Source organism: Paenibacillus sp. GYB006 (assembly GCF_036577645.1).
GTDB lineage: Bacteria > Bacillota > Bacilli > Paenibacillales > Paenibacillaceae > Paenibacillus.
This window is the reverse complement of sequence record NZ_JARBDA010000024.1, coordinates 1-24,275: the sequence shown is the minus strand read 5'-3', so window position 1 is coordinate 24,275 and position 24,275 is coordinate 1. Positions and strand designations below refer to the sequence as shown.

25 protein-coding genes are annotated in these 24,275 nt (G+C 40.2%); 8 read left to right on the top strand and 17 right to left on the bottom strand.

Annotated elements, in window-relative coordinates; translation table 11 throughout:
• Positions 1-104 precede the first annotated feature (104 nt).
• The 3 genes from PV403_RS23570 to PV403_RS23560 all read right to left on the bottom strand — a co-directional run bounded on the left by PV403_RS23570 (position 105) and on the right by PV403_RS23560 (position 2,999).
• The gene (locus tag PV403_RS23570; protein WP_332086152.1) at positions 105-830 is read right to left on the bottom strand and encodes an ABC transporter permease; all 726 of its coding nucleotides are present in this window, start codon (positions 828-830) and stop codon (positions 105-107) included.
• On the bottom strand, positions 827-1,675 hold the full coding sequence (locus PV403_RS23565; protein WP_332086151.1) for an ABC transporter ATP-binding protein: 849 nt from the start codon (positions 1,673-1,675) through the stop codon (positions 827-829). The genes PV403_RS23570 and PV403_RS23565 overlap by 4 nt, the downstream gene beginning before the upstream one ends.
• Positions 1,676-1,835: 160 nt before the next feature.
• Entirely contained in the window at positions 1,836-2,999 is a 1,164-nt protein-coding gene (locus PV403_RS23560; RefSeq protein WP_332086150.1) for a LytTR family transcriptional regulator DNA-binding domain-containing protein, read from the bottom strand.
• A gap of 207 nt (positions 3,000-3,206) precedes the next feature.
• Between PV403_RS23560 and PV403_RS23555 the strand changes: the two genes are divergently transcribed.
• The gene (locus PV403_RS23555) at positions 3,207-3,527 is read left to right on the top strand and encodes a thioredoxin family protein (RefSeq protein ID WP_332086149.1); all 321 of its coding nucleotides are present in this window, start codon (positions 3,207-3,209) and stop codon (positions 3,525-3,527) included.
• A gap of 163 nt (positions 3,528-3,690) precedes the next feature.
• Here the strand turns inward: PV403_RS23555 and PV403_RS23550 are convergent, their stop codons facing one another.
• Positions 3,691-4,011, bottom strand: coding sequence for a winged helix-turn-helix transcriptional regulator (locus PV403_RS23550; RefSeq protein ID WP_332086148.1), 321 nt, complete (start codon positions 4,009-4,011; stop codon positions 3,691-3,693).
• Between the two features lie 680 nt (positions 4,012-4,691).
• Here PV403_RS23550 and PV403_RS23545 point away from each other — a divergent pair.
• Positions 4,692-5,954: an MFS transporter gene (locus PV403_RS23545; protein ID WP_332086147.1), complete on the top strand. Its 1,263-nt coding sequence runs from the start codon at positions 4,692-4,694 to the stop codon at positions 5,952-5,954.
• Between the two features lie 72 nt (positions 5,955-6,026).
• On the opposite strand, the gene PV403_RS23540 is transcribed toward PV403_RS23545, so the two are convergent.
• From PV403_RS23540 to PV403_RS23500, 9 genes are all read right to left on the bottom strand, one after another.
• Entirely contained in the window at positions 6,027-7,247 is a 1,221-nt protein-coding gene (locus PV403_RS23540) for an amidohydrolase (RefSeq protein ID WP_332086168.1), read from the bottom strand.
• Positions 7,248-7,426: 179 nt separating this feature from the next.
• The gene (locus PV403_RS23535) at positions 7,427-8,425 is read right to left on the bottom strand and encodes an SPFH domain-containing protein (RefSeq protein ID WP_332086146.1); all 999 of its coding nucleotides are present in this window, start codon (positions 8,423-8,425) and stop codon (positions 7,427-7,429) included.
• 19 nt (positions 8,426-8,444) lie between these two features.
• On the bottom strand, positions 8,445-9,239 hold the full coding sequence (locus tag PV403_RS23530) for a TPM domain-containing protein (protein ID WP_332086145.1): 795 nt from the start codon (positions 9,237-9,239) through the stop codon (positions 8,445-8,447).
• Entirely contained in the window at positions 9,236-10,267 is a 1,032-nt protein-coding gene (locus PV403_RS23525; RefSeq protein ID WP_332086144.1) for a TFIIB-type zinc ribbon-containing protein, read from the bottom strand. The genes PV403_RS23530 and PV403_RS23525 overlap by 4 nt, the downstream gene beginning before the upstream one ends.
• Positions 10,268-10,295: 28 nt before the next feature.
• Positions 10,296-10,985, bottom strand: coding sequence for a PspA/IM30 family protein (locus PV403_RS23520; RefSeq protein ID WP_332086167.1), 690 nt, complete (start codon positions 10,983-10,985; stop codon positions 10,296-10,298).
• 157 nt (positions 10,986-11,142) lie between these two features.
• Positions 11,143-11,367, bottom strand: coding sequence for a DNA-binding protein (locus PV403_RS23515; RefSeq protein ID WP_160036795.1), 225 nt, complete (start codon positions 11,365-11,367; stop codon positions 11,143-11,145).
• 105 nt (positions 11,368-11,472) lie between these two features.
• Positions 11,473-11,685 carry a cold-shock protein gene (locus PV403_RS23510; RefSeq protein ID WP_213535632.1) on the bottom strand — a complete coding sequence of 71 codons (213 nt, stop codon included), beginning with the start codon at positions 11,683-11,685 and terminating at the stop codon, positions 11,473-11,475.
• An 81-nt stretch (positions 11,686-11,766) separates the two neighbouring features.
• Entirely contained in the window at positions 11,767-11,967 is a 201-nt protein-coding gene (locus PV403_RS23505) for a cold-shock protein (protein ID WP_285745519.1), read from the bottom strand.
• Between the two features lie 308 nt (positions 11,968-12,275).
• Complete coding sequence (locus PV403_RS23500; protein WP_332086143.1) at positions 12,276-15,062, bottom strand: glycoside hydrolase family 3 protein; 2,787 nt, start codon at positions 15,060-15,062, stop codon at positions 12,276-12,278.
• 609 nt (positions 15,063-15,671) lie between these two features.
• Here PV403_RS23500 and PV403_RS23495 point away from each other — a divergent pair.
• The 4 genes from PV403_RS23495 to PV403_RS23480 all read left to right on the top strand — a co-directional run bounded on the left by PV403_RS23495 (position 15,672) and on the right by PV403_RS23480 (position 20,257).
• A complete protein-coding gene (locus tag PV403_RS23495; RefSeq protein WP_332086142.1) occupies positions 15,672-16,847 on the top strand; it encodes a M20 metallopeptidase family protein in 1,176 nt (391 codons plus the stop codon).
• Positions 16,848-16,880: 33 nt separating this feature from the next.
• A complete protein-coding gene (locus PV403_RS23490; protein ID WP_213535630.1) occupies positions 16,881-18,119 on the top strand; it encodes an MFS transporter in 1,239 nt (412 codons plus the stop codon).
• Between the two features lie 205 nt (positions 18,120-18,324).
• Positions 18,325-19,536, top strand: a complete 1,212-nt coding sequence (locus PV403_RS23485) for an MFS transporter (RefSeq protein ID WP_332086141.1) — start codon at positions 18,325-18,327, stop codon at positions 19,534-19,536.
• Between the two features lie 121 nt (positions 19,537-19,657).
• Positions 19,658-20,257 carry a TetR/AcrR family transcriptional regulator gene (locus PV403_RS23480; RefSeq protein WP_213535628.1) on the top strand — a complete coding sequence of 200 codons (600 nt, stop codon included), beginning with the start codon at positions 19,658-19,660 and terminating at the stop codon, positions 20,255-20,257.
• Between the two features lie 183 nt (positions 20,258-20,440).
• Here PV403_RS23480 and PV403_RS23475 read toward each other — a convergent pair whose 3' ends face one another.
• The 3 genes from PV403_RS23475 to PV403_RS23465 form a co-directional block, all read right to left on the bottom strand.
• On the bottom strand, positions 20,441-20,641 hold the full coding sequence (locus PV403_RS23475; protein WP_160036793.1) for a cold-shock protein: 201 nt from the start codon (positions 20,639-20,641) through the stop codon (positions 20,441-20,443).
• A 291-nt stretch (positions 20,642-20,932) separates the two neighbouring features.
• The gene (locus PV403_RS23470) at positions 20,933-21,607 is read right to left on the bottom strand and encodes a YdeI/OmpD-associated family protein (protein ID WP_332086140.1); all 675 of its coding nucleotides are present in this window, start codon (positions 21,605-21,607) and stop codon (positions 20,933-20,935) included.
• A gap of 240 nt (positions 21,608-21,847) precedes the next feature.
• Positions 21,848-22,048: a cold-shock protein gene (locus PV403_RS23465; RefSeq protein WP_213535621.1), complete on the bottom strand. Its 201-nt coding sequence runs from the start codon at positions 22,046-22,048 to the stop codon at positions 21,848-21,850.
• A 418-nt stretch (positions 22,049-22,466) separates the two neighbouring features.
• Here PV403_RS23465 and PV403_RS23460 point away from each other — a divergent pair, with 418 nt between their 5' ends.
• Complete coding sequence (locus tag PV403_RS23460; protein WP_332086139.1) at positions 22,467-23,105, top strand: nitroreductase family protein; 639 nt, start codon at positions 22,467-22,469, stop codon at positions 23,103-23,105.
• 279 nt (positions 23,106-23,384) lie between these two features.
• On the opposite strand, the gene PV403_RS23455 is transcribed toward PV403_RS23460, so the two are convergent.
• Complete coding sequence (locus tag PV403_RS23455) at positions 23,385-23,585, bottom strand: cold-shock protein (RefSeq protein WP_213535621.1); 201 nt, start codon at positions 23,583-23,585, stop codon at positions 23,385-23,387.
• 313 nt (positions 23,586-23,898) lie between these two features.
• Here PV403_RS23455 and PV403_RS23450 point away from each other — a divergent pair, with 313 nt between their 5' ends.
• Positions 23,899-24,063 carry a hypothetical protein gene (locus tag PV403_RS23450; protein WP_213535620.1) on the top strand — a complete coding sequence of 55 codons (165 nt, stop codon included), beginning with the start codon at positions 23,899-23,901 and terminating at the stop codon, positions 24,061-24,063.
• The last annotated feature ends 212 nt before the right edge of the window (positions 24,064-24,275 follow it).

Below are 24,275 nucleotides of genomic sequence, written 5' to 3'. Positions count from 1 at the left end.
CTCTCTAAATAAACCCGAAGTCTCTAAGAGACCTCGGGTTTGTTTTTTTGGTAACGAATATAATGCTTCCTTGTTTTAAGAAGATGCTGTATGGCTCCCCAGATCTAGTTATCGAAACGTCTGCGTCTATAAATGGCCGCGGCGGCGACAATAGAAGCAATCATCCAAAGGATCGAAATTATCAGGTCTCCCCCTATTCCTTGAAAGCCTTGGCCCGTCGCCACACTGTTCATCATATCCATAAACTTTTGTGTAGGGAGTATACTTACTACTTGTATTAATAGCTCATTATTTAACATGGGAGCAAACATTGGTGCCATGACAAAGATAAGCAGCACGGGTAAACCAATAATAGAAGATTCTTGTACCGTGCGAGAAAGCAGGCCGATCATGAGGCCGATGGCCATAAACATAATAAGATTAATGAGTATAAACAGGGCTAGGATACCTGCAGGCACACCTGGGACTTCACTCGCCATAATCGAGAACAAAATGGCAACCACCGTAAGCACCGCTGTCAAAAGGCTTTTTCCAAGCAATATTTCGAGTGTACTGGCCGGAGACAACATGAGCGCCCGCAAGGTATGCTTTTCTTTTTCCTCAGCAATCATCATCGCAAGTACGAAAGAACCCGTCATAGATAATGCCATAAGGATCGGGAAACTTACCATGAGGATATCTTCACTAACCGTACGGTCTGTGCCCATGCGTGCAAATAAGAAGGCAAATATGATCGGAAAAGCGGTCATCGTTAGCACCTGCGGATTTCGAATGCTATCTTTCCATTCCTTTTGAACAATCGCTTGAAATCTCTTCATCGAGAATGTCATTGTAGTTCCCTCCCAGTCATTTGTACGAAAATATCACCTAACGTCGGTTCATTGGAATGAATCGACAATAGTTTACCCGCTTGCATCCAACCTGCGATCCGTCCTGCAGACTCTTCATTCTGCTGAAGTACCATTCGGCCCTCTTCTTTAACAGTTACGGTTAAGGAATCATCTGAATGTTGCAGGCGCAGCTCTTGGGGTGTACCCATGGCCTTAATGACACCTTCGTGAATAAATGCGACCCGACTACACAAACTCTCTGCTTCGGACATGTTATGTGTCGTAAGGAAGATTGTCGTTCCCTCCCTGTTCAGCTTGCGTAATCCTTCATGGATATGAAGGGTGTTCACCGGATCAAGTGCGGATGTCGGCTCATCCAGAAATAGCAGGTCGGGTTTATGTAACATGGCTCTTGCAAGCATAACGCGCTGCTTCATTCCTTTAGATAATTTTTTTACTAATGTCTTACGTTCACTCGCAAGATTTACTTCCTCCAGTACCTCAGCAATTCGTTTCTTCTCTACATCATATAAGCTGCAGAACATTTCCAAGTTATCCTGAATCGTAAGCCTCTCATATAGAGCACTATTATCAGTCAAAATCCCAATTCGGCGTTTATGATCGGCATCATTCGTCTTTCTAATTTCCTGCCCGAACACATTCACTGTTCCCCCAGTTGCCAGCAGCTGAGAGGTGAGTATTTTCACGGTTGTTGTTTTGCCTGAGCCGCTCGGTCCGAGAAACCCAAAGATTTCGCCTTTATTAATGGTAAAGTTAATATCGCTTAGCGCTCGTTTATTCCCGAATGCTTTGACCAGTCCGTTCACTTCAATGATCGTTTTCACTTGTCATCCATCCCTTTCGTTTGGCATGTCGCTTTTGATATCCTCATGTTACGAAAAACCACGCCACACCGCATTATATAAGGGATGAAAGGAGGATAAACGGGGCTAAAACCTGCATGTAAGGACCTGAATGGAGTATCATTTTGAGCGAAGAATTGTCTTAGATGCCTAAAATCTGCTTTAACTCATCGTATTTCCCTTTAGATAATGGAATTGAACTTTTCTCTGCATCCTCCAAAATAAGACTATAGCTGTTCCTGGTCCAAGTAATGACTTCTCTTACCTTCTGCAAATTAACGAGATAAGAACGATGACAGCGAAAAAAACCATATGGTTTAAGTTTCTCTTCAAGAACAGTAAGAGAAAACGAGCACGAGTATGTTCCTTGCAAAACATGGAGGTTTGCTACTCCCTCCTGGCTTTCAATATAATCCACTTCTGTCGGATCAAATAAAATGAGCTTGTCTCCTACCTTGGCCGGGATTTTCTCCAAGCGAACGGGTTGAACAAAAATCTCAGACTTGTCTTCATCCCTTGCCGCATTTATCTCTTCCACATAATTATCAACTGGCCACTCTCGGTTCGTTTGGTCTATCGGCATATTATCTGTCCGAGCAGCATCGCTGTCTACTATTGAGGTAACATCCAGTCCGTCTTCAGGCGTGTCTATCTCTGGAACTTCTGAAGAAGTGTCTAACTTTTTGAATCCAGAATGACTGTATAGATATACCTCACTTGTTACCGATATCGCCTGTTCGAGCACCATCGTTGTAATAAGTACAGACTTCCCTTCTTCAACCAATAGGGGGATTAAATTACGTAAGATATAACTGGTTTCTAGGTCCACATTTTGTTCCGGATCTTCTAGAAGCAACAACTTCGGTTCATGGACTAGTGCCTTGGCTATTAAAAGTCTTCTTTTCTCTGACAGTGATAACTTGCTGATCAACGTATTTTCCTTTTCAGAGAGCCCTAATCTCCTGAGCAGCGGATGAAGATCTGCCTTCACTTCATGAAGCATCGCATAAAAACGTAGAAACTCCCCTACTTTAAGCCGCTCATATACGCCTTCGTTCAGAAGCTGAACTCCTACGCTTTTTCTTACTATCTCTTGCGAGGCCATGTTCACATGTATTCCATCAAGAAAGATTTCACCATCAGATATAGATATTCGCCCAACAATTGTCTCCAAAAGCTGGTTCCCGAGCTCATGATTACACTGAATAGCGACACACTGTCCTTGCTTAACCTCGAAATTAATATAGGGAATAAGCACATTACTGCCCGCATTTTTTCGAACTTGCTTAACCTGTAGTAAACTCACAATGTATCTCCCCCTGCAATCTATATAAAAGAATAATCGTTCTACACTTTTAGAGTTATTCTACTATAATTTGTAATTATTGTTATGGTTTTCAGCTATTTCCCGAGAAATAATGACAAGTTCTGAGATTTAGATGATAATTATGAACTTCTTGATTTAGATCGTGTTAAGAAGCTTAATTAAAGATACAGAGGGAGGTATAGAACGATGATAAGAATGAGGAGTCTAGATGAAATTGAGCAAGTAATTGAAAGTAATCAGCTGGTGCTATTTATTATAAAGACAAATCATTGTGGGGTATGTGAGGCTGTCTCAGCTAAGGTATCAAGTATGTTAGAATCCAAGCCATCCGTTAAGGGCATTAATGTGTACATGGAAGACGTCCCAGAGATTGCTTCTAGGTACCTTGCCTTCTCTGCACCAACTTTACTACTCTTCTATGCTGGAAAAGAAGTTTACCGTTCTGCCCGGTTTATCCGTTTTGATGAACTCAGTCATGTTCTGTCGCAATACGAGAGTGTTATATGAATCCTGAGAAGACGACTAGATATTGAACTCATTGAGATACGGCATGCTGATAAAATAGAACAATCCACAACCTCAAGCGGTTGTGGATTGTTAGGATAACGCAAGTCACATGTATTCTCCATTACAACGACCCGCTCACAAAAATCCCCTGGGATCATACAGTTTACATCCATTTCTCAGCCCATTTCTCGAACACTCGAAGTGTAACACCGAGCTCGTTTCCCTTTCGGGTTAGTGAATATTCTGTTCTTACAGGGCGATCTGTTATCACGTTTCGAATCACAATACCATAATCCTCTAATTCTTTCATACGCTCATTCAACATTCGCTTACTCAGATCAGGAATAGCTCCTAAAATTTCACTAAATCTCTTTGGTTCTTTAGATAAGGTATGAATAATAATTCCGATCCACTTCTTACCTAGAAAATTATACCCCTCTTCGACTTTATTACATACCTCCTGTGTATCGTTCTGCTCAGTCACAACCTACACCTCCGAATTGTTCATCATTACTTTTATTCCCTTATGTGCAAATATATAACTTAGTAACATTAAATAACCTATTTATATTATTCTACCACAATAATTTCAACACTAAAATCTTGACAAATCTTGCGTTTTATTTAGATTCACAAGATTGACACAATTATATGGAAGAGTTAATATGGTTATGTAAAGTAACTCGTATATAAAAAGTTACCTAAAATTCATTATGAGTAAGGAGTGTAGCTATAGAATAATACGGGGTTGTCTCATTAGAAATTACAAGGTTTCATACCGATGGAAAACAAATTGAATTTTAATTTGTTTTAAAATCGCTTACAACACCTATTAGACGAAGGGGATTGTATCAAGTGAAACAACCAGAAGGAAAAGTGACGAATACCTCTGATAAAGTGGCATGAATGACAGAGAACTAAAGAAGTTATTTTTGTAAAAAGCACTTTATAGTAATTAATCGAGCATTATAACCCCTCAATGATTTTTATGCCGATCTCACACTATACAAAACTTTCGTAAATTGTGAAAAAAGTCGCTGAGAAATTTATATGTGTACCTATTTTAACAACTACTGTTTTCGTATCTAGTAATGCATCTTTTCACAAAACTACATAAAAAAATTCAGATTTATACATACCCTAAAAGGTAATTAAGGAGACATCATGAATCAGAATAAGAATAAAATCCACTTTGCTTGGTGGATACTCATAGGCGTATCAATAATGGTCGGTTTGACAAGAGGTGGTCTTAATAGTTCTGGCGGACTGTTCCTAACTCCAGTTACTCAGGATTTAGGCATTCGTATGGGGGACTTAAACATCTACTTTAGTATTGCTTCTATTGTTACTATGATTTTCCTACCCATCGCGGGTAAGATGATGGCTAAGTACAATATCCGCGGTTTACTCATGGTTGCGGCTGTACTGCAAGCCGGTTCATTTGCTATGTTTGGGTTCATGAGCTCGGTATGGGGCTGGTATTTGTTCTCTATTCCTATGGCTGTCGGAGCAGTTTTTCTTACCCAAATGGCAGGCCCGGTACTGATCAACAATTGGTTTAAAAAGAATAAAGGTCTGATGATCGGTATTATGATGGCTGTATCCGGTGGTTTGGGTGCAGTGCTTCAGCCGATTGTTGGTACCTTGATTGCTAATGAAGGCTGGAGAAACGCCTATATTATCGTTGGTGTGGCGGTTATCATCATCGTCATTCCTGTAGTATTTTTCACTCTTAGAATGTCTCCAAAAGAAAAAGGTCTGCAGCCTTATGGCGCAGATGAAGTTACGGAAGAAGATGAAACAGAAACACCTGTACTTGAAAAAGGGGTTACACTTGGAGTAGCCAAGAAATCCTCTGCACTCTATGCATTAATTGCCTTCTTCTTCTTTATTACAGCAATCGGATGTTTTGCGCAGCACGTTCCAACATTTGCGGTTGGACTTGGTTATGATGGTATATTTGCAAGTAACGCAATGGCTGGATGGATGGTCGGTGCATTACTTGGTGCTTTGGCTTTCGGATTCTTAACTGATAAGATTGGTGCGAGAAACACAGCGATTTTTGCTATGGTATTAGGTCTGGTTCCTGTAACCATTCTATTAACCTCTGCGGATAACTCGGTGATGTTCTCTATTGCGATGGTAATCTTCGGATTTGTTGTTGCATCGATCGGAACACTTGGACCTCTGCTGACATCCGCTTTATTCGGTAATAAAGAATACAGTCAGATTTATGCAATCGTAGCTCTAGGCCTCGCTGTAGCAGGAATTGTTGCCTTGCCTGGATATGGATATATTTACGACGCAACCGGTTCTTACACTCCTGTGTTGATTGGAATTGCGTGTATGATGGTTATTAATATCCTACTGATCATCCTCGCGTTTAATGGGAAGAAAAAGCTTGAAAAAGCAGGTGCATTTAACTAATCCTTCATTCGCATCAAGTAAAAGAGGTTTCCTATTAGGAAACCTCTTTTTGTTATCCACTGACTGCAATTATCATATGCTCCCGCTCACAAGACATCCTTTGTACCATACGGCTGCTCGTTCCGATCTTCGGGCAACTGCTTCAGCCGCGCAACGGGCATGCACCAACACAAAACTTGCCGTGTCCCCTGCTTTAGGCCACACTTGTTCACCCTTGGAACTAAGCGGTGTTATTCCGCCTGTGATAAAACCAAGAGACTGAGATAAAGAGAACTCGTCATTACATCCATATAATTCTGCATAGCGCCCTACCTTTTCTAGCTGATCCCCATTACCAAAAGGAGACCAGTGATCTGTTAGACTGTCCGTTGACAGTTTAACGTTCACGCCCATCTTATGTAACATTGGAAGAGGCATTGTTGATCTTCCGATCGGTACGGTCGATGTGATTGACATGCCGAGTGAAGCCATTCGGGCTGCTAACTCTTCAGCTTCCTGCGCTTCAGCGCTGGCAAACCAGAAGGCATGACTCACGGTAACCTTCCCTTGCAATCCTGCTTCTTCCGTCAGATCAGCAAGTCTCGTTAATGTTTGCTTACCCGCTTCGTCTCTATCATGCAGATGAATGTCGATTCCCGCTTTACCCGCTACAGCTATCTCTACCATTGTCTGCAGTGATTTCTCGATATCTCCATCAACCGTATATGGATCTACCCCGCCTACATGAGTTGCGCCCTCAGCTATTGACTGCTTTACCAACTGTACAGAATCAGATCTAAGCAATCCATGCTGCGGAAAAGCTACAATCTCAGAGGTGATTTTTCCCGAAAATGTATCTAAAGCTTGTTTTGTTGCTTCTAACCTATGTAGTCCACTCACCGGTTCAATATTACAATGACTTCGAACATATGTAGAACCATATCCCTGTATAAGTTCCAAAATACGCTCTGCTTGTTGTCTTGCCGTCGGCAGGAGCTTCGGTAATAAACGCTTCTCTTCTTCAATCCTTTCGAAGATACTGGTTACCTTTCGCACCGCTTGCCAAGGACCACCATAATACGTTTTATCCAAATGAATATGCGCTTCCTCAAAGGAAGGAAGCATTAATAATTGTTTGCCATCGTATTTGGGAAGAGGACTCACGATCTCTGTACCTGCCTCCACAACTTCAGCAATTACACTGTCTTCGATTCGAACGTGACAGATCTCTGTCTTCGTACCCACTACTTGTCTATCTTCCATGATATAGCCCTGTTCTAATCTTACATTGGTTAACCAATAAGAAGTATTCATCATATCATCACCCTCTTTTCCTCACATATGGTATCATAGCTGCTAATAAACGAAAAATATAAATAAAGTTCCCTTGCTACACTTTATTCATATATGAAGAGGCATATCTATATGAAAACTATACAAAAAAAGACACCATTCAGGTGTCTTTTGGTAACTTCACATTAATACGTTATCTATTAACTCAATTTTTGACCACAGTTTGGACAAAAGTTAGCACCTTCCGTCTTCGTACCACAGTTCGGACAGAAATTCGGTTTTTTCTGGCCTTCTTCCGCAGAGGAAGATGCCGCAGGTTTAACGTTTGAATTTTCAGAAGCAGCGGATTTCTCGTTAGATTCTATATTTTTCATCATCTGATTTGCTGCATTCATTCCCATTTGTATTCCAATCATATCTGCAGCTGTACTGCCGCCTTTGAGGTTGCCGGACGCAATCGCATCAGTGATACTAACCTGCTGATACTTTTGCAGATTACCGATCATTTCATGAGAGGCCGTCTTCGTAATCATGTCCTGAATCTCTTTAGGATAATTAAAACTCATCACCTGAAACCCGGTAATCGTCATCCCATTATTCATCACTTGCATATCCAAATCTTCCTGGATTCCTCTTGCAATTTCAGAGGCATTGGCCTGCAAGTTAAACATATCCTTACCTTCGCGGCTAATCCATTTCATTAGAAGCTGATCCAGCACAGAAGTAATTCGAATCTTAACGTCCTCTACTAGATAACTGTTCTTCACCCCTGCGATTTTATCAATAAGTGTCACATAATCATTTACTTTGAAATTGAACGTACCGTTCGCACGGATCGGCATTCCGCCCGGTAACTGCGAGGTTGGAATTAGAATAGGATTCTGTGTCCCCCATCTGACAGTGAACTCTTTTGTATTGACGAAGAGCACTTCCACTCTCATTCCACTGTTAAAGCCAAACTTAAACCCTTTCAGTGTAGACAGGAATGGAACAATGTCGGATTCAATGCTATACTCGCCTTCTTCTTCAAAAATCCCTTCAATTTTTCCGTTATGAATAAAGATCGCATCTTGCCCGGATCGGATAAGGAGCTTACTTCCTTTTTTAATCTCTCTATTGCTCCACTTCCAGAAAATCATATCATCTCTGAACTCTTCCCACTCGACTACGTTTGCAAACTGGTTTTTGAAAAAAGACATTTACTCTCATTCCTTCCGTTTAGAACGATCCTCTGCTTCCGCTATGCGAGTGGCCGCCCTTGCTGATTCCTCCGCCACCGCCGCCAGGACCGCCGTTATTATTATTCCGTTCAATCTTGCGTTTGGTCACTGTTGTTCTCAGATACCGATCTTGACGATCCAGTATGCCTGATGTACTTGCATCTTCATATGTCTGCCGGTTCACGGTGATACGTCCGCCAGAGCGATAAGCCATCACCCCGACGACTAGAGCGCCGATCCCCAGAGAAACGGCCAGTTGAAACCAAATATTAAATAAAACTCCTGGGCGGTGTTCCATAAACTCATAGACGGTTAGTATATAATTCTCAAATGCAAGTTCATAATTTCCATAGCTTAGATCAGGACTGATCTTGGTTCGTATTTGGTCTAGTCTGCTGTCATTAAGATAATCCAGCCCTTTATAAAATCCAGCGATATATACTTCTGTATTGTTCATATCCAGTGTCAAAATAACGGCATTCCCATGCGGCCGATCATATCCGGGAGCATGCTCATCATAGAAGTCTTCCGTCAAAATCATAGCATCTATACCCTCTTCATTTAATGTCGTATAGATGATAATATCCGTGTTTCGCTCGGCCCCATACTCATTGGCCATGGTATTGAGTCTGTCTGCTTGCGCCTGAGTTAACAACCCTGCTTCATCGTAGATTAACTGTTTATCCGCAGCTATAGAACTTGATTCGGCTGCTCCCGCCAGGTCAAGAGGAACAATCACAAGAATAAAAGCAAAGAGCAGTAAAGTAGTCAGGATGGCTTTCTTCTTTTTCACCAAAATCCTCCTCCCATCATCCAGGAAATCAATTTCAGCGATAGAAATGAAATGCCAGAGACTCCTGCAAACCAAGCACTTACTTTCCCTTTGCTAATCGGAGGTTTGCCCACCACTTTACCTGTCTGTCCGTTCATCGCAAATGTATGCTCGGCTTTTTTATAATCATATTGCACCATCCATACCGGAAGCAGGACATAATCGGCACGTGCTAAGGTGGTATCGATCTGCTTATCCGTGAAACTTACCGTGGCATAACCAGAAGCTGATGACTGAATGTAAGAATCGATATACTGACGAATCTTTTCCTTTGCCCGCGGCAGCAGCTCTGATTCATCATAGCTATATTTTTCGGCAACAAACCCGGCAAGATAAGGGGATTTAAAGCTTTTTAGCTGACCATATGGGAAAGGTTCGAGTTTATCCATCAGTTCATCATTCATTTTCTCAGCCGCGTCAATCGGTACATTATCATAATTGAGCCGGATCTTACGGTAAACCTCAAAATGCATCGTTTCCGTATAATGATAATCGCCTCTTGTGTAACTCCTCACTTTTGTACCCAGACCACGGACTTCAATGTGATTATGTAATCCATATAACCAGAAAGGCACGTAGATTCCGGTAATTCCTTTAATTCGGTCCGCTGTCATAAAGCTACTTGGCGTAAGAAGTCCATTCCGGCACCATTTTCGAAAAGCTTGTATCGCTTCTTCTTTGCTGATGGAAAATGGAATAATCTTTGCCGGGGCTAGTTCTCCAGTAAGCCGGTCGCCGAGCACAACAGAGGAACCACAGAAACTGCATACCGTAGCTGCTGTTTCCGCCTCTGTCATGAGGACTGCGCCGCAACTGGTGCAGTGGTATTCATTCACTTCATTTTCGGTAAACACATTTCTGGTTAAAGGATCCGGGATTTCCTCAATATTATCGTCACGGCCACAACTCGGGCAATGCAGCATCCCTGACTCACTGTCAAACACCATGCTGCTTCCGCAGTTCGGACATTTATATTCGATGACTGGCATATGTTCACCTCACTACCCACCCAAGAATTTATAACTTCTTGTTGTTGAGTTTTTCTTTAATTGCGGCAAGCTCCTCTTCTGCATTCCTATCCGAACTCTTATTGTTCTCCCTCTCCAACTGAGCAATAAGATCATCGAGATCGTCCTTCGGTTGCTCTCTGAGTTCAGCAATAGCCATGGCTTCATCATATGCTTTATTAACCTTTTCTTCGATTACATCGAACACAGAACCGCTAACATCCGCATTTGAGCCCATCGCATTTATTTTCTGCTGGGCAGCCGTAGCAGCTATCTTTCCGTTTAATTCTGCGCGTCGTTTCTCTAGAATGTTAAGATCAGAAATCAGTTTATCCTGGATCTGCTTCATATTTTTCTTGTTAGAGGAAGCACGTTCGTACCTAGCTTCCAGTTCACCTAATTTCTCTGCTTGTGCTACCTTACGGTCCAGAAACTGCAATGCTTGCTCCTCATTTCCGGACTCCACTGCTTTCTCAGCATATCGCTGCAGTTTATTTACTTCTGCCTTAGCATCATCCAGCGCTCTCTTCGCTCTTTTCTCTTCCGCTGCTACCGACGCCGTTTCTGATTTCACTTTGCCTATGTCAATGTTCAGTTGCTTCATATAGTTATTCATCATTTTCTCTGGATCTTCTGCTTTGGTAACCAAGTCATGCATATTCGCTTTCATAATGTCTCTGAATCTAGAAAGAATACTGATGGATATCTCCTCCTTTAAAAAAGAATCTTTACTCTATAATACATAAAAAAGGATACGAAGGTTTCAATCTAACGAGTCGCTTAAGACACCCTTCTTATTTTTTTACTGTCATCTTCATATTTTACCCAATAAAAAAACACCATATCGTTGGTGTTCATTACGTTTTAACTATTTTATCAATTTCTTCTTTTAGTAAAAGATATCGATGCACACTTCTATTAATCGGAACCTTGGTTAATTTATTTTTATCTACATACAATTTCATTTGATCTTTGGATAAACCCAGTAGATTTCCCGCCTCTGATACTGTAAGTACCTCTTCGGTGTTCGTTGCATTGAATGTCTTTTTCACTTTTAAATTATAATCCTGAAACAAATGCATACATTTCATCCCTTTCTATCCATCTGACGCCGCATAAAAAAAAGAACACCGAAGCAATTGAATCGGTGCCTTTATATAGGAATAAAGAGTAAAACTCTCCTCCCCTTATTTTTTATTCTGGTTAGGACTCGTGTTCGTCACAGCTGCAAGCATTTTCTCATCTTTTATCATGCTAGACTGACACTGAGGGCATACGGGAACCTCGGAGAATACGAAGTTATCTCTCATCCATCCTTTGCATTCGTCGTTTGAACAAGACCATATTGCCGTTAACTCCATCGGTACATCTTCCATTGGTTTTCTTCGAGAATTGTACATTCGCATCCCTCTTTCTGTATCTGAATAGGTTATATAAATAAAAATGCCCCAAACGATACGTTTGAGGCATAAGACTCTTAATTAGAGTTTTACAACATTTTCAGCTTGTGGACCGCGTTGGCCTTGTACGATGTTGAATTCAACACGTTGACCTTCGTCCAAAGATTTAAATCCTTCTCCAGTGATTGCGCTGAAGTGTACGAATACGTCGCTTCCGCCTTCAACCTCGATGAAGCCAAATCCTTTTTCTGCGTTAAACCATTTTACTGTTCCTGTTTCCATTGTTATTACCACCTAATTTTAAATTTACATGAAATTCTTACCTTAAAATAAAAATACACATAGGGTACAAGGTTATTATTAAAGAATAACCCTCTACGCTATGTGGATTCGTTAGGTCAATGCTTCAATAAACTTAGTATAGCATATCTCCGAACATTTAGCCACATATATTATAAATGTATAAAATGGAAATGAGGCAGCCCATCCCCTTTCTTCATCTATATAGAAAAAGTCTGTAGAGATCCTCTTTGTTCAAGAAGGAACATATCTACAGACTTTTTAGCCAAAAAATAAGTGTTTATCGCTGATTATACCTGCTTAAATTCAATCCAGTCGATATGCATACCAGGCTTAATATGCTCAAACTTCATCTCGTAAAGTCCTGCTTCCAGCTCAACCTTAGCTTGTTTCAGCTTTATCCATTTACCTTCTGTACCATTGGTCTGAATGGTCGTTACCACTTGGTCATTCAGAATAAGATTGCACGCACTTTGTGACAACTCTCCATCTGGAGACATCAGGCCGGCAAACATACGATATACGCCTGGCTCATTCACTTTCATGATGGTTGAGCCGGATGGAATCACTTTTATCTGCTCATCTTGCCCTACGATTTGCGCTTCATCTGCTTGCAGAGTAGCATCTGCCTTACACGTCTCGATTTTCTCCTGTATAACTTGATCTCTAGAAAATACAAGTGCTTGCATTAAAAATCCACAGATATTCATTGCATTACGCTGTAACTCACCGCGGGTAAGGCTACCATTTTCAAGTGACTCTATCGTGTTGTCGCCCCAGACATTCGTTTCAGCTCCGTAATTACTAACGACCATATATAGATCATTTTGAGCGCGAGCCATGTAATTCGTATATTTACGATCAGCCGGTCCCCCGTTTATGACATCGTTCATCACAGCCCACCAGTCGGTCATTACGATCCCTTTGAAACCCCACTCACCGCGAAGAATCGTCGTATTCAGATCATAATTAGATGCTGCCCAATGTCCATTGACCGGATTATACGAAGTCATAATAGAATTCGCTCCGCCTTCTTTTACTGCAATTTCGAATCCTTTTAGGTAGATTTCTCGCAAAGCACGCTCAGATACAACCGCATCCACTTTAGTACGGTATTTCTCCTGGTTGTTGCAGGCAAAGTGTTTCAGCGTCGCCTGCGAACCACCCTTGCGAATCCCGCGGGTACAAGCTGCTGCAAACAATCCGGAGACCAGCGGATCTTCTGAGAAATATTCAAAGTTACGTCCATTTAGCGGACTACGACGAATATTAAGACCTGGTCCGAGCAAAGTATCAATATTGTTACGCACCAGCTCTTGGCCTTCCAATACATATAATTCTTCTACTAGTTCCGTGTCCCATGTTGCGGCAAGCAATGTTCCAATCGCAACCTGAGTTGCCTGCTGACCACTGTCCATTCGGATCCCCGAAGGGCCGTCAGATGTACAGCCGACTGGAATACCATAGCTAAGAAGACTGTCGCTGACACCGCCAAAAGCAGATGCTGTTCCCGGTGTAACCAGCGGGCTGCTCATGCCTTCACCTCTAATAATAGCCGCTAAATCTTGATCACTGAGCTGAGCAATAAAAGCTTCCATGCTGACTTTCTGCTCATGTACATCACTCAGCTTGTAACCTTGATCTCCTGTTTGATCCAATGTTTTCGGTAAATTTGCTTTAATTCGATCTGCTAAAGAAATTTGGCGGGTAGGCACTTCAGCTTCTGCCAATTCATAAACCCCGTCTTCTTTACGAACACCCGGTATCATTCTTTTGAATTTTTCTGTTGGCGCCATCGCTTCTTGCAGCTGTTCAACTACGGTAAGTTCCTCAATATGGTAGCCATTCTGTCCATTCACCGATACTTTTTCTACCTGTTTTACACTTGTGCCAACATAAAATAAATAACTTCCTTCTTCTAAAACATAAGCAGATGGGAATCCCGTTACCCCGCTGTCATCATACGAAGCCATTGAATTCACAGGAAATTGCAGGATCAAACGCTCGGTTTCACCCGGTTGAACAATTTTTGTTTTTGCAAAAGCGGCAAGCGCTTTGGCCGGCTGCCCGAGCTTTCCTTGAGGCGCTTCATAGTAGACTTGTACCGTCTCTTTGCCTGCATAAGTATCACCGGTATTTGTGACAGTTACCTCAATCTCAATATACTTCGATCCATCTTTTGTGATCTGCTTAGCTTCTTCAGGCTTTACCTGGAAAGTGGTATAAGACAGTCCATAACCAAATTCAAATTGAACCTTATTTGGACAGAAAGTCTCAAAGTAGCGGTAACCTACATAAATATCTTCTTCATAGAGATTCTTAAACTCATTGCCGTAATTCTGTGTGGATGGGTAATCTTCAATAGAGTAAGCAATCGTATCCGTTAACTTCCCGCTTGGCGTCACATCACCGACCAGCACGTCGGCAATTGCATTTCCGCCTTCCATTCCGCCCTGCCAAGCGTAAATTACACTTGATACCGGATGCACAAAAGTCTTCTCACTCAGCCAGCTCATATCAATAATATTGGATACGTTCAGTACCACAATCGTCTGTTTGAAATGTGTTGTAACGATCTTTAACATTGCTTTTTCATCATCCGTCAGCTGATAGCTTCCTTGCTCGTCAGCATTATCTTGATCTTCCCCTGCGGTACGACCAATAACAATAATCGCTTTCGCTGATTTCTGTCTTGCAGCAGCGACGAGGTCATCCGTTAAAGGCATTTCTTGTTGATGCCAAGGCTCTGCAGCCCAGCCGCCTCCACCATTATCGAATGGGTTCTCTTCAATCCATTTCTCGTATACGGATGCCAGTTCTTCATTAACGCTAATTTGCGCCTTCGCCCGGAGTCCATCCAGCAGATTTGTTGTGTATACGACGTTTACGCTTCCGCCCGATCCTGTACCGCTGCGATAGTAATTTACCTGGGTGCGACCAAAAACTGAAACGTTTTCGGAAACCTGTATAGGAAGAACCTTTCCTTCATTTTTTAAGAGAACTGCACCTTCTGCTGCGACTTTTCTACTGAATTCTGCAAACCCTTCTAATGGAACGCCAATAAGATCTGAACTCAAATGATTCCCTCCTGGTCTACCTATTCTAGTAATAGGTATATGTAATGTTGTTGATTCGGCTAAAATTTAAAATCTATCATTCTCGGTATATGTGCTTGCACATCCCTTTGAATGCGCTTATTTATTTTTATAGTAACAGATTTCCCAAAAATTAAAAACTTCTATTTTTTACAGTTTGTTCTATAGGTCTCTTTTGAATCGTGACAACGAATTACAGAAATTTCGATGTCCATCAGTGATAAAGTTTACAATAACAAATAAAATTAATATTTTTAAATGCTCATTTTTGCGACTTAACTTACATGAAAATATAGATCTCGAAGTCAATATAACAACGGTTTGTCGTCCTTATCAGAACCTCAAATCTGCAAATGCTCTACAAAACCTACCCGAAATGACGTTCACAAATTTAACACTAGGAAACTCTAGAAAGTTTTTTAGTTTCGTGATATTCTAGATTCATAAACAAGAACAGTCCTTTGTTGCTGGTACCCAAGAAAGAACGTTCCTATCTATTATCTCTTAGAATCAGCTTTTCTATTTTATATTTAATTAAATCTGTGAATTGTTTCACAATACTATTTCTATAACGAGAAGGGAGTTTTTACGATGATGGACTGGTTTGATCAAATACCTGTAGAGAAGATTTCAGAATGGAGACAGCATCTACATAAACATCCTGAACTCTCATTTAAGGAATTTAAAACTTCACAATATATTTACGATACATTATCTACTTTTCCTAATCTTGAGTTAACACGCCCTACTCCAACCAGTGTAGTCGCTACCCTAGTCGGTGCTGCTGGCGAGGGAAAAACAATTGCACTTCGAGCAGATATGGATGCTTTGCCAATTCAAGAGGAATCTAACGTAGATTTCAAATCCGTGAATGACGGTGTAATGCACGCTTGCGGACATGACACTCATGTTGCAATGTTGCTTGGAGCAGCAAGTGTACTATCGGGTATGAAAGACAAACTAGCTGGAACCGTTAAATTTATTTTTCAACATGCGGAAGAACAAGTGCCTGGCGGTGCTCAAGAACTCGTGGATGCAGGTGTACTTAAGGACGTAGATCAAATCTACGGTATTCACATTATCCCAAGATTAAAAACAGGCTCTCTTGGCATTGTGAAAACAGGTTATACAACTACTGCAGCTGATGGATTCTTCCTCAAAATTCAAGGCAAAGGATCTCACGCTTCTACACCAGAATTGTCGATTGACCCTATTGTAGTCGGCAGTCATATGGTTATGGCACTTCAAAGTATTGTATCTCGTAATGTTCCAGCAAGCGAAATGGCGATCTTAAGCATTGGTGAATTCCACAGCGGCCAAGCTCCTAATATTATTGCGGATACAGCTACATTAAGTTGTTCCATTCGTACGACAAATGAAGAAATCCGCAATCTGATGGAAAAACGCGTTAGAGAAATCATTGATTATGTTGCTGCTGCTTACGGCGCTACGGTTGAACTTGATTATGTCCGTGGTTATTCGGCTGTATACAGCACACCTGAACTTGCTGAATTTGCTTATGAGTCGGCTACAAAAGTGCTTGGTGAAGATTTAGTCTATGAATCTCCTATGCTAATGGCAAGTGAAGATTTCTCTGCTTATACCAAAGTCGTTCCAGGCTGCTTCATGTTATTAGGCGCCGGCTTAGAAGAAGAAGGATGCGGTTATATGAACCACCATCCTAAATTCAGAGTCATGGAAGAAGCATTGGTTAACGGTACAAAAGTAGAAGTTCAATTAATCTTGGATTTATTGGGACAAGAATAGATTATTCATATCAAACTCGGGAAGGTGCAACTCATGGCTAAAAACAACAAAATGTTCTATGGCTGGTGGATCGTAATCACAGCCTTTATGTCAATGACATTCCTTTTCACACCCATTGTTAACTTGATTTCGTTTTTTACAGACCCTGTATCACAGGAGCTCGGTATTGAAAGATCTCAGTTCAGTCTATACTTTACCATCGTTACATTAGTTGGTTTAGTAGTAGCCCCAATCGCAGGTAAAATACTTAAAAAAGTAAATATTCGAGTTTATATGACGGTATGTACTCTTCTAGGTGCACTATCATTTGTCGGATTTTCTTTTGCAAGTAATATCTATGTTTTCTATGCACTATCTGTTCTTCAAGGTATTTCACTCATTGCAGGATCAATTGTTCCCTCTTCGGTGCTCATTACGAACTGGTTTAATGAGAAACGCGGATTGGCACTCGGTATTGCCTTATCAGGTAGCGGCTTAGGCGGTATTATCCTGAGTCCCATCGTAAGTTCCTTGATTAGTTCCGTGGGTTGGAGAACAACCTACCTGATCATAGGTATTATGATTGCCGTTACCATCGTTCCGCTGACTGCATTTGTTGTCAGATTCCACCCATCCGATATGGGTTTGACACCACTTGGTCAAGCACCTACTAAAGATAAAAATCAAGTGTTATCCGGTATGAACCAAAAAGATGTATTAAGAACACCATCATTTTGGATCTTGTGCGCGGCTATTATCGTAACAGGTATCGTTGCGAATACCATGATTATCAACCTTGCTCCATTCTTGACAGATATCGGTGCTACTTCGTCAAGAGCTGCATTCCTATTATCCTTGGGATCGGCAATGGTTATTGTCGGCAAGCTGCTCGTTGGCAGAATGTTTGATAAAATGGGACTCACTCTCATGATCATCTTCTTAGGAATTTGTAACGTACTCAGCTTTGTATTCTTAAGACATGCAGATGGACAAATCGCAGGTATCCTTTATGCAACATTCACAGGATTTGGTGCAACTGCACTTACGATCGCTCCATCCTACATTACGGCTTACCTGTTTGGTGAAAAAGATTTCAGTTCCATCTTCGGTACAGTTTCCATGTTCTCTTCCTTAGGAACTGCACTCAGTGCCGTATTTGGTGGAGTTGTATATGGTATCAATAATTCTTATGGTCTCGTTTTAACTGTGCTCATTGTACTTTCTTGTGTAAGTGCCGCTTTGTACTTCCTTGCAGCTAAAACAAAACCTAAATATGAATCTGCGTCTTTGTAACAACCAGATTAAGTTGTCGGAAATAACGCTTAATCAAGACTATATCTCGCAAAACTAACCTACTTCCTCCCTTTTCAGATAATTGATAAATATAAAAGCTAACTACAACGATTTCACCAATATTCATTGGTTGTAGTTAGCTTTTTTAATAGGGCTGATCTTATTAAAATGATCGATAAAGTTTACAGCATATGAGGTGCACACCGTGATACTGACAAAAGAACAATGGAAAATTGCGATAACTGTTTTAATTATGGGCAGTTTTATCTCTATGGATAAGAATATGATTTCGATGACTGTTTTGGCCTTGGGTGATCAATTCCACTGGTTACCGAATCAAACGGGGATGATTCTAAGTGTCTACTATATCGGTTTTACATTAATTACGATTCCAGGAGGATGGCTGGTCGACCGATTCGGTTATCGTAAATTTATTTTATCCTCATTGTTTGTCCTCATTCTCTTTACGATCTTCTTTAGTTTCTCCAGCTCATTACTTGCACTGGCTATGATGCGGATGGGCGTTGGACTGGGGCATGCAAGTTACACAACAGGTTCACCTAAGATCATAAGTACAAATTTTGACGGGGAGCAACATGCTTCCATTCAGTCTAAAGTACTTGCTACAGCTGGAGTCGGCGGTGTATTTGCTTTTACCATTGGAACTCAATTAATTAATATTAATTGGCGAGTTGCTTACTGGTTAATCACTGTTTTTTATATTGCCTTATGGTTGATGATGTTTATATTTGTGAAAGAGAAAGAGCAATCCCTAAAAAGAACAAAATCCAAGAAGTCTGTATCTCTTTTTGATGCATGGAAAGAAAAAAATGTGCTCTATATCGCACTCGGTATGTTATTTACGAACTTAGTAGCTACGGGTGTCATCTCCTGGCTGCCGTCCGTTTTAAAAGCTAATTTTCATATGATGGACAATACAAAAATCGGATATCTACTAACGAGTAATTCGATACTTATGGCAGTTGCCACGATGGCGGCTGGCATTTTGATCAACAAATATTTTAAACAGAAGGAGAAAACATTCATCACTCTCTCTTCTCTGGCTGCTGCAGCTTGCCTAATCGGTTTTATCTATTCGACTCATTTTGTCATTACCGTTCTATTGCTGTATGCTATATCCGTCTTACTTATGTTTGCCTTCACGGCTTACATGGTGTTGCCATATCGCTTAGTATCCAATCAGATCATCGGTTCCTCTTTTTCTGTTATTAATATTGGTGCCTTTATGGGCGGCATCATTGCGCCTATCATCATTGGTAATCTTGTCACTGAATCAGGAGGTTCCTTTGTTACTGCGTATATTGCAATGAGCATTTGCTTGGTCGCTGCAAGTATCGTGCCGTTTTGTATAAACTTGAAACAAACTGTTAATTCTTTAGCAGAGTCATATAAATAAGCAGATTCTAAAATTTGTTCGTTTTTTTACCATTTTTACCGGAGACTTTAATCTGTATAATAAGGTATCTCGGTATTTATATTTTCCATGAATATATAAACTTCACAGAGGAGGTGCTGATATGAATATAGAACAACGAATTATTGAAGAAGGAAAAAAGTTAATCGACGAGTATGGATTCCGTAAATTCACGATGCATGAACTGGCAGATAATTTGCGAATCAGTAAGAAAACAATCTATCTCCATTTTAAAGACAAAGATCATCTAATCAGCTCGATCTGTGATTCGTTTATCGCTAATGACCGAGAGGAACTGAACCGAATCATTCATGAGAAACATGATTATGTCGAAAAACTGCGTGCTGTTTTTTATCTATACAACATTCAAACGCTTCGCAAAAGACATCTGAATGAACTGAAAAAGTATTTTCCGGAAGATTGGGAGAAATTTAGAGCATTTAGTGAGAATCGAAGAGAATGTGTTCGAGACATCTATCGAGAGGGAGTAGAAAAAGGGGTTTTCATTCCTCAATGTCCCACTATTCCAAATACACCTACACCAGTGGGTAAAGATCAAACCGTAGAACTATTAATCTTTATTCTGTCCTCGGTTATAAATCATGCCTTTGAATCGGAAATGACAGATTATGATTTTGATGTGAATACGATGCTAATTTATTCTTACGAAATGCTAATTCAGTTATTCCTCGTTAAGAAATAACAGACGATAACATACATGGAATTTTTGACGTTTCAAAGAAAGTGTATTTTTCCTTTGAGAACGTATAAACAACAATAGAGCCAAGCCATTAAATAATATGGCTTGGCTCTATTTGTGTCCGAATAAAAGAGAAAAAATAAAAAAAAGCCCCAAACCTAACGTTTGGGACTTTCGAAAACTTAATTACAGTTTTACAACATTCTCAGCTTGTGGACCGCGTTGGCCTTGTGTGATGTTGAATTCAACACGTTGACCTTCGTCCAAAGATTTGAATCCGTCTCCAGTGATTGCGCTGAAGTGTACGAATACGTCGCTTCCGCCTTCAACCTCGATAAAGCCAAATCCTTTTTCTGCGTTAAACCATTTTACTGTTCCTGTTTCCATTGTTATTACCACCTAATTTTTAAATTTACATGAAATTCTTACCTTAAATAAAAATACACATAGGGGACAAGGTTATTATTTAAAGAATAACCCTCTACGCTATGCGGATTTCTCTAGGTCAATTACTTCAATAAACTTATTATAGCATATTTCAGAGTAATTAGCTACTTAAATGTTTAGGTATAATGTGGAAATGACTTAGATGGGAACTATTTCTCATTAGTTATTCGCCTGAATAAGCGGTGCCACTCATTTAGATGAGTGTACCTTCGCTTATTTTTAAACGACTTTCTATGGTTGATCCCGGCGATATAGTTCACGACTTTTATAACCTTTGCGAAGGATCATTTTCATCTCTTCACGCCGTTTTGCTCTCGTTTCCTCTTGTTTTGCACTGTAGACATAACGTGCCCAGTCTTTGCGATAGCCAGGGGTTAATGATTGGTAGAAGGCGAGTAAATCCGGCGTATCATAGAGATCCTTTTCGACACTTGGTATAAATGAAATATAATCATCTACATACCCGCTTGGTTTAGAAGAAGCTTTCTGCTTGTTCTTCGCGTCTTCTTTTAGTCCAACTACGGTAAAGATGGAATCCAATCCCACCATTCGCGCAAATTTAATATGACTTGTCCCGACATAACCATTCTCGTCACTGCCAAGCCCTTCTAACAATTCGTCACGGTGAATAAATGTGGGATAGACTTTGTTTCCCTTTTTCGGATACGCTGCAAAGAGATATCCACCTGTCTGAAGATGCTGATTCGTAATCACACGATCTACCAATGCTTTTAATGAATCCATATTCAGTACAAAAGCAAATATGAGATCATATGCATGATGATCTCTAAGCTCTGTATCATAACCTGTTAATTCAGCTAAGTAATTCGAGCCTTCTGGGGCATCCAAAACAGCGACTTCATTGTATTTATGTAAATTCAATTTTTCTACGATGGATTTAGCCATTTTTATTCGAAGCTCCTCCGTTTATCATTATGCCTTTATTTAAACACAGACCACTTTTGTTAACAAATACCCTCTCAAAAGTTTTCACATATGTTATAACGTCTATTCATGTACTAACAAAAATCGATAGGATTAGACCAACGTTTCGCTGATCCACCTCAACTATCTAGACTGAAGTAAACTTAAATCGCAAATAAAAAAAGCCCCAAACCTAAGGTTTGGAGCTTTTTAAAGCTAAAATTATAGTTTTACAACATTTTCAGCTTGTGCGCCACGTTGGCCTTGAACGATGTTGAATTCAACACGTTGACCTTCGTCCAAAGATTTGAAACCTTCGCCAGTGATTGCGCTGAAATGTACGAATACATCGTCTCCGCCTTCAACTTCGATAAAGCCAAATCCTTTTTCTGCGTTAAACCATTTTACTGTTCCTGTTTCCATTGTTATTACCACCTAATTTTTAAATTTACATGAAATTCTTACCTTAAATAAAAATACACATAGGGGACAAGGTTATTATTTTTAAAGAATAACCCTCTACGCTATGTGAATTCGCTAGGTCAATACTTCAATAAACTTATTATAGCACAGCTCCATCTAAAAAGCTACTCTTTAATATAATCATTTGAATTTTGTCGCTAAAAAAGTGTGACATTTCGTGAAGTTGATCTAATGCTCATTTTCCTTATTGAGGAGTACCCTTTATTTTTAGGGCCTTTTTTCGTGATGTAATTTTATGTATTTGCAAAAACAGTTCGAGTGTACTATATTGTTGATACATCAAACATTGATGGGTCAAATATTGATGGATCAACAAATAGAATAAACATATTAGACATAATGAAAGAAGGAATATACGATGCATAACGTTCAGAAAACAAACGATTTTAATGAAATTACTTTGGGACGCCGTTCCATTAAAACATATGATCCTACTGTGAAAATCAGTCGTGAGGAAATGTCAGAAATAATAGCGAAGGCTACACGTGCTCCCTCATCCGTCAATTTGCAACCTTGGCGTTTTGTAGTCATCGATAGCGAAGAAGGAAAAGAAACACTTAGCCATCTTGCCAGATTCAACAAAGATAAAGTCATGAGCTCATCAGCGGTAATCGCTGTTTTTGCCGATATGGATAACTTTGATTATGCGGAAGAAATTTATGAAAAAGCCGTTGAGCTGGGATATATGCCTAGCGAAGTGAAAGAGCAGCAGATGAACGCCATTGGACAATTTTATAAAGTCATGCCGGAAACAACACTAAGAGAAACCAACATACTAGATGCTGGTCTGGTATCCATGCAGCTTATGCTTGTTGCACGTGCACACGGTTATGACACCAATGCGATTGGTGGTTATGAGAAGGATCAAATCGCTGAAGTGTTCGGCCTTGATAAAGATCGTTATGTACCGATTATGCTCATTACGATTGGAAAAGCAGCCAGCGAAGGATTCGAATCCTATCGCCTGCCTGTGGAGACGGTAACCACTTGGAGATAAGATAACCTCGATCTATCCGTTGGTGACAGTAATAGCCGATAACAATAAACCCAGACTTTACTGGCTCATCTAGTTGAATCTTCGTAAACGGAGTAGTGAGCTGGTAAAAAACTGTTCTTTATATAAAACCTCGTTCCCTGTTTCATTAGGAAGCGGGGTTTTTGTGAAGAAATCTAAATTACATAGATCCCACCCACAATCTTCCACTGGAGAGTCGTATATGTAATGTAAAATAAAAAAAGCCCCAAACCTAAGGTTTGGAGCTTTCTAAAGCTAAAATTATAGTTTTACAACATTTTCAGCTTGTGCGCCACGTTGGCCTTGAACGATGTTGAATTCAACACGTTGACCTTCGTCCAAAGATTTGAAACCTTCGCCAGTGATTGCGCTGAAATGTACGAATACATCGTCTCCGCCTTCAACTTCGATAAAGCCAAATCCTTTTTCTGCGTTAAACCATTTTACTGTTCCTGTTTCCATTGTTATTACCACCTAATTTTTAAATTTACATGAAATTCTTACCTTAAATAAAAATACACATAGGGGACAAGGTTATTATTTAGAAGAATAACCCTCTACGCTATGCGGATTTTTTCAGGTCAACAATTCAATAAACTTAGTATAGCACAATTCCATCTAAAAAGCTACTCTTAATAAAAAAATATGATATTCCAACATCTAAAAATTATATTACATGCTAATAAAGCGTTAAACCCAGATATTGAATAGTTATACCTTACCCAGCACATAATACATTTCACATACTATTGCAATAATTAAGGAGGACCACTCATTGAGCCCAAACCAACCTGACAAAAATCTGGTCAACGAAGTAAATGATTTGGAATCAACACCTGTAAACAGCCTGGATGCTCAGCAACAACAGCAGGCCCGTAATGATCGCCGAAAACAATCGAAACATGATGACAACGGTAAGTATAAGGAAAGTTATCACTAATCCAGAACACATGTACGTATACAAATCAGGACCACCCGTAAAACGGGTGGTTTGTACTTGGGGTATAACCCCTTGTTGCCAAACCGCGCCTAAAGACGCTAGCCTGACAGTAAATCTGTTCAGGCTCATTGTTATTTGTCACTTTCACTTACCAGTTAAACTGGTTTATTTCTTTTTGCTCCTGTTGCTGATGAATGGATCTTCATACTCTT

What these genes read in the sequence shown, in the direction of transcription:
- PV403_RS23570 (WP_332086152.1), bottom strand. Translation starts at nt 830, where the DNA reads ATGACATTCTCGATGAAGAGATTTCAAGCGATTGTTCAAAAGGAATGG.
- PV403_RS23555 (WP_332086149.1), top strand. Translation starts at nt 3,207, where the DNA reads ATGATAAGAATGAGGAGTCTAGATGAAATTGAGCAAGTAATTGAAAGT.
- PV403_RS23545 (WP_332086147.1), top strand. Translation starts at nt 4,692, where the DNA reads ATGAATCAGAATAAGAATAAAATCCACTTTGCTTGGTGGATACTCATA.
- PV403_RS23540 (WP_332086168.1), bottom strand. Translation starts at nt 7,247, where the DNA reads ATGAATACTTCTTATTGGTTAACCAATGTAAGATTAGAACAGGGCTAT.
- PV403_RS23535 (WP_332086146.1), bottom strand. Translation starts at nt 8,425, where the DNA reads ATGTCTTTTTTCAAAAACCAGTTTGCAAACGTAGTCGAGTGGGAAGAG.
- PV403_RS23525 (WP_332086144.1), bottom strand. Translation starts at nt 10,267, where the DNA reads ATGCCAGTCATCGAATATAAATGTCCGAACTGCGGAAGCAGCATGGTG.
- PV403_RS23515 (WP_160036795.1), bottom strand. Translation starts at nt 11,367, where the DNA reads ATGCATTTGTTTCAGGATTATAATTTAAAAGTGAAAAAGACATTCAAT.
- PV403_RS23510 (WP_213535632.1), bottom strand. Translation starts at nt 11,685, where the DNA reads ATGTACAATTCTCGAAGAAAACCAATGGAAGATGTACCGATGGAGTTA.
- PV403_RS23505 (WP_285745519.1), bottom strand. Translation starts at nt 11,967, where the DNA reads ATGGAAACAGGAACAGTAAAATGGTTTAACGCAGAAAAAGGATTTGGC.
- PV403_RS23495 (WP_332086142.1), top strand. Translation starts at nt 15,672, where the DNA reads ATGATGGACTGGTTTGATCAAATACCTGTAGAGAAGATTTCAGAATGG.
- PV403_RS23490 (WP_213535630.1), top strand. Translation starts at nt 16,881, where the DNA reads ATGGCTAAAAACAACAAAATGTTCTATGGCTGGTGGATCGTAATCACA.
- PV403_RS23480 (WP_213535628.1), top strand. Translation starts at nt 19,658, where the DNA reads ATGAATATAGAACAACGAATTATTGAAGAAGGAAAAAAGTTAATCGAC.
- PV403_RS23475 (WP_160036793.1), bottom strand. Translation starts at nt 20,641, where the DNA reads ATGGAAACAGGAACAGTAAAATGGTTTAACGCAGAAAAAGGATTTGGC.
- PV403_RS23470 (WP_332086140.1), bottom strand. Translation starts at nt 21,607, where the DNA reads ATGGCTAAATCCATCGTAGAAAAATTGAATTTACATAAATACAATGAA.
- PV403_RS23465 (WP_213535621.1), bottom strand. Translation starts at nt 22,048, where the DNA reads ATGGAAACAGGAACAGTAAAATGGTTTAACGCAGAAAAAGGATTTGGC.
- PV403_RS23460 (WP_332086139.1), top strand. Translation starts at nt 22,467, where the DNA reads ATGCATAACGTTCAGAAAACAAACGATTTTAATGAAATTACTTTGGGA.
- PV403_RS23455 (WP_213535621.1), bottom strand. Translation starts at nt 23,585, where the DNA reads ATGGAAACAGGAACAGTAAAATGGTTTAACGCAGAAAAAGGATTTGGC.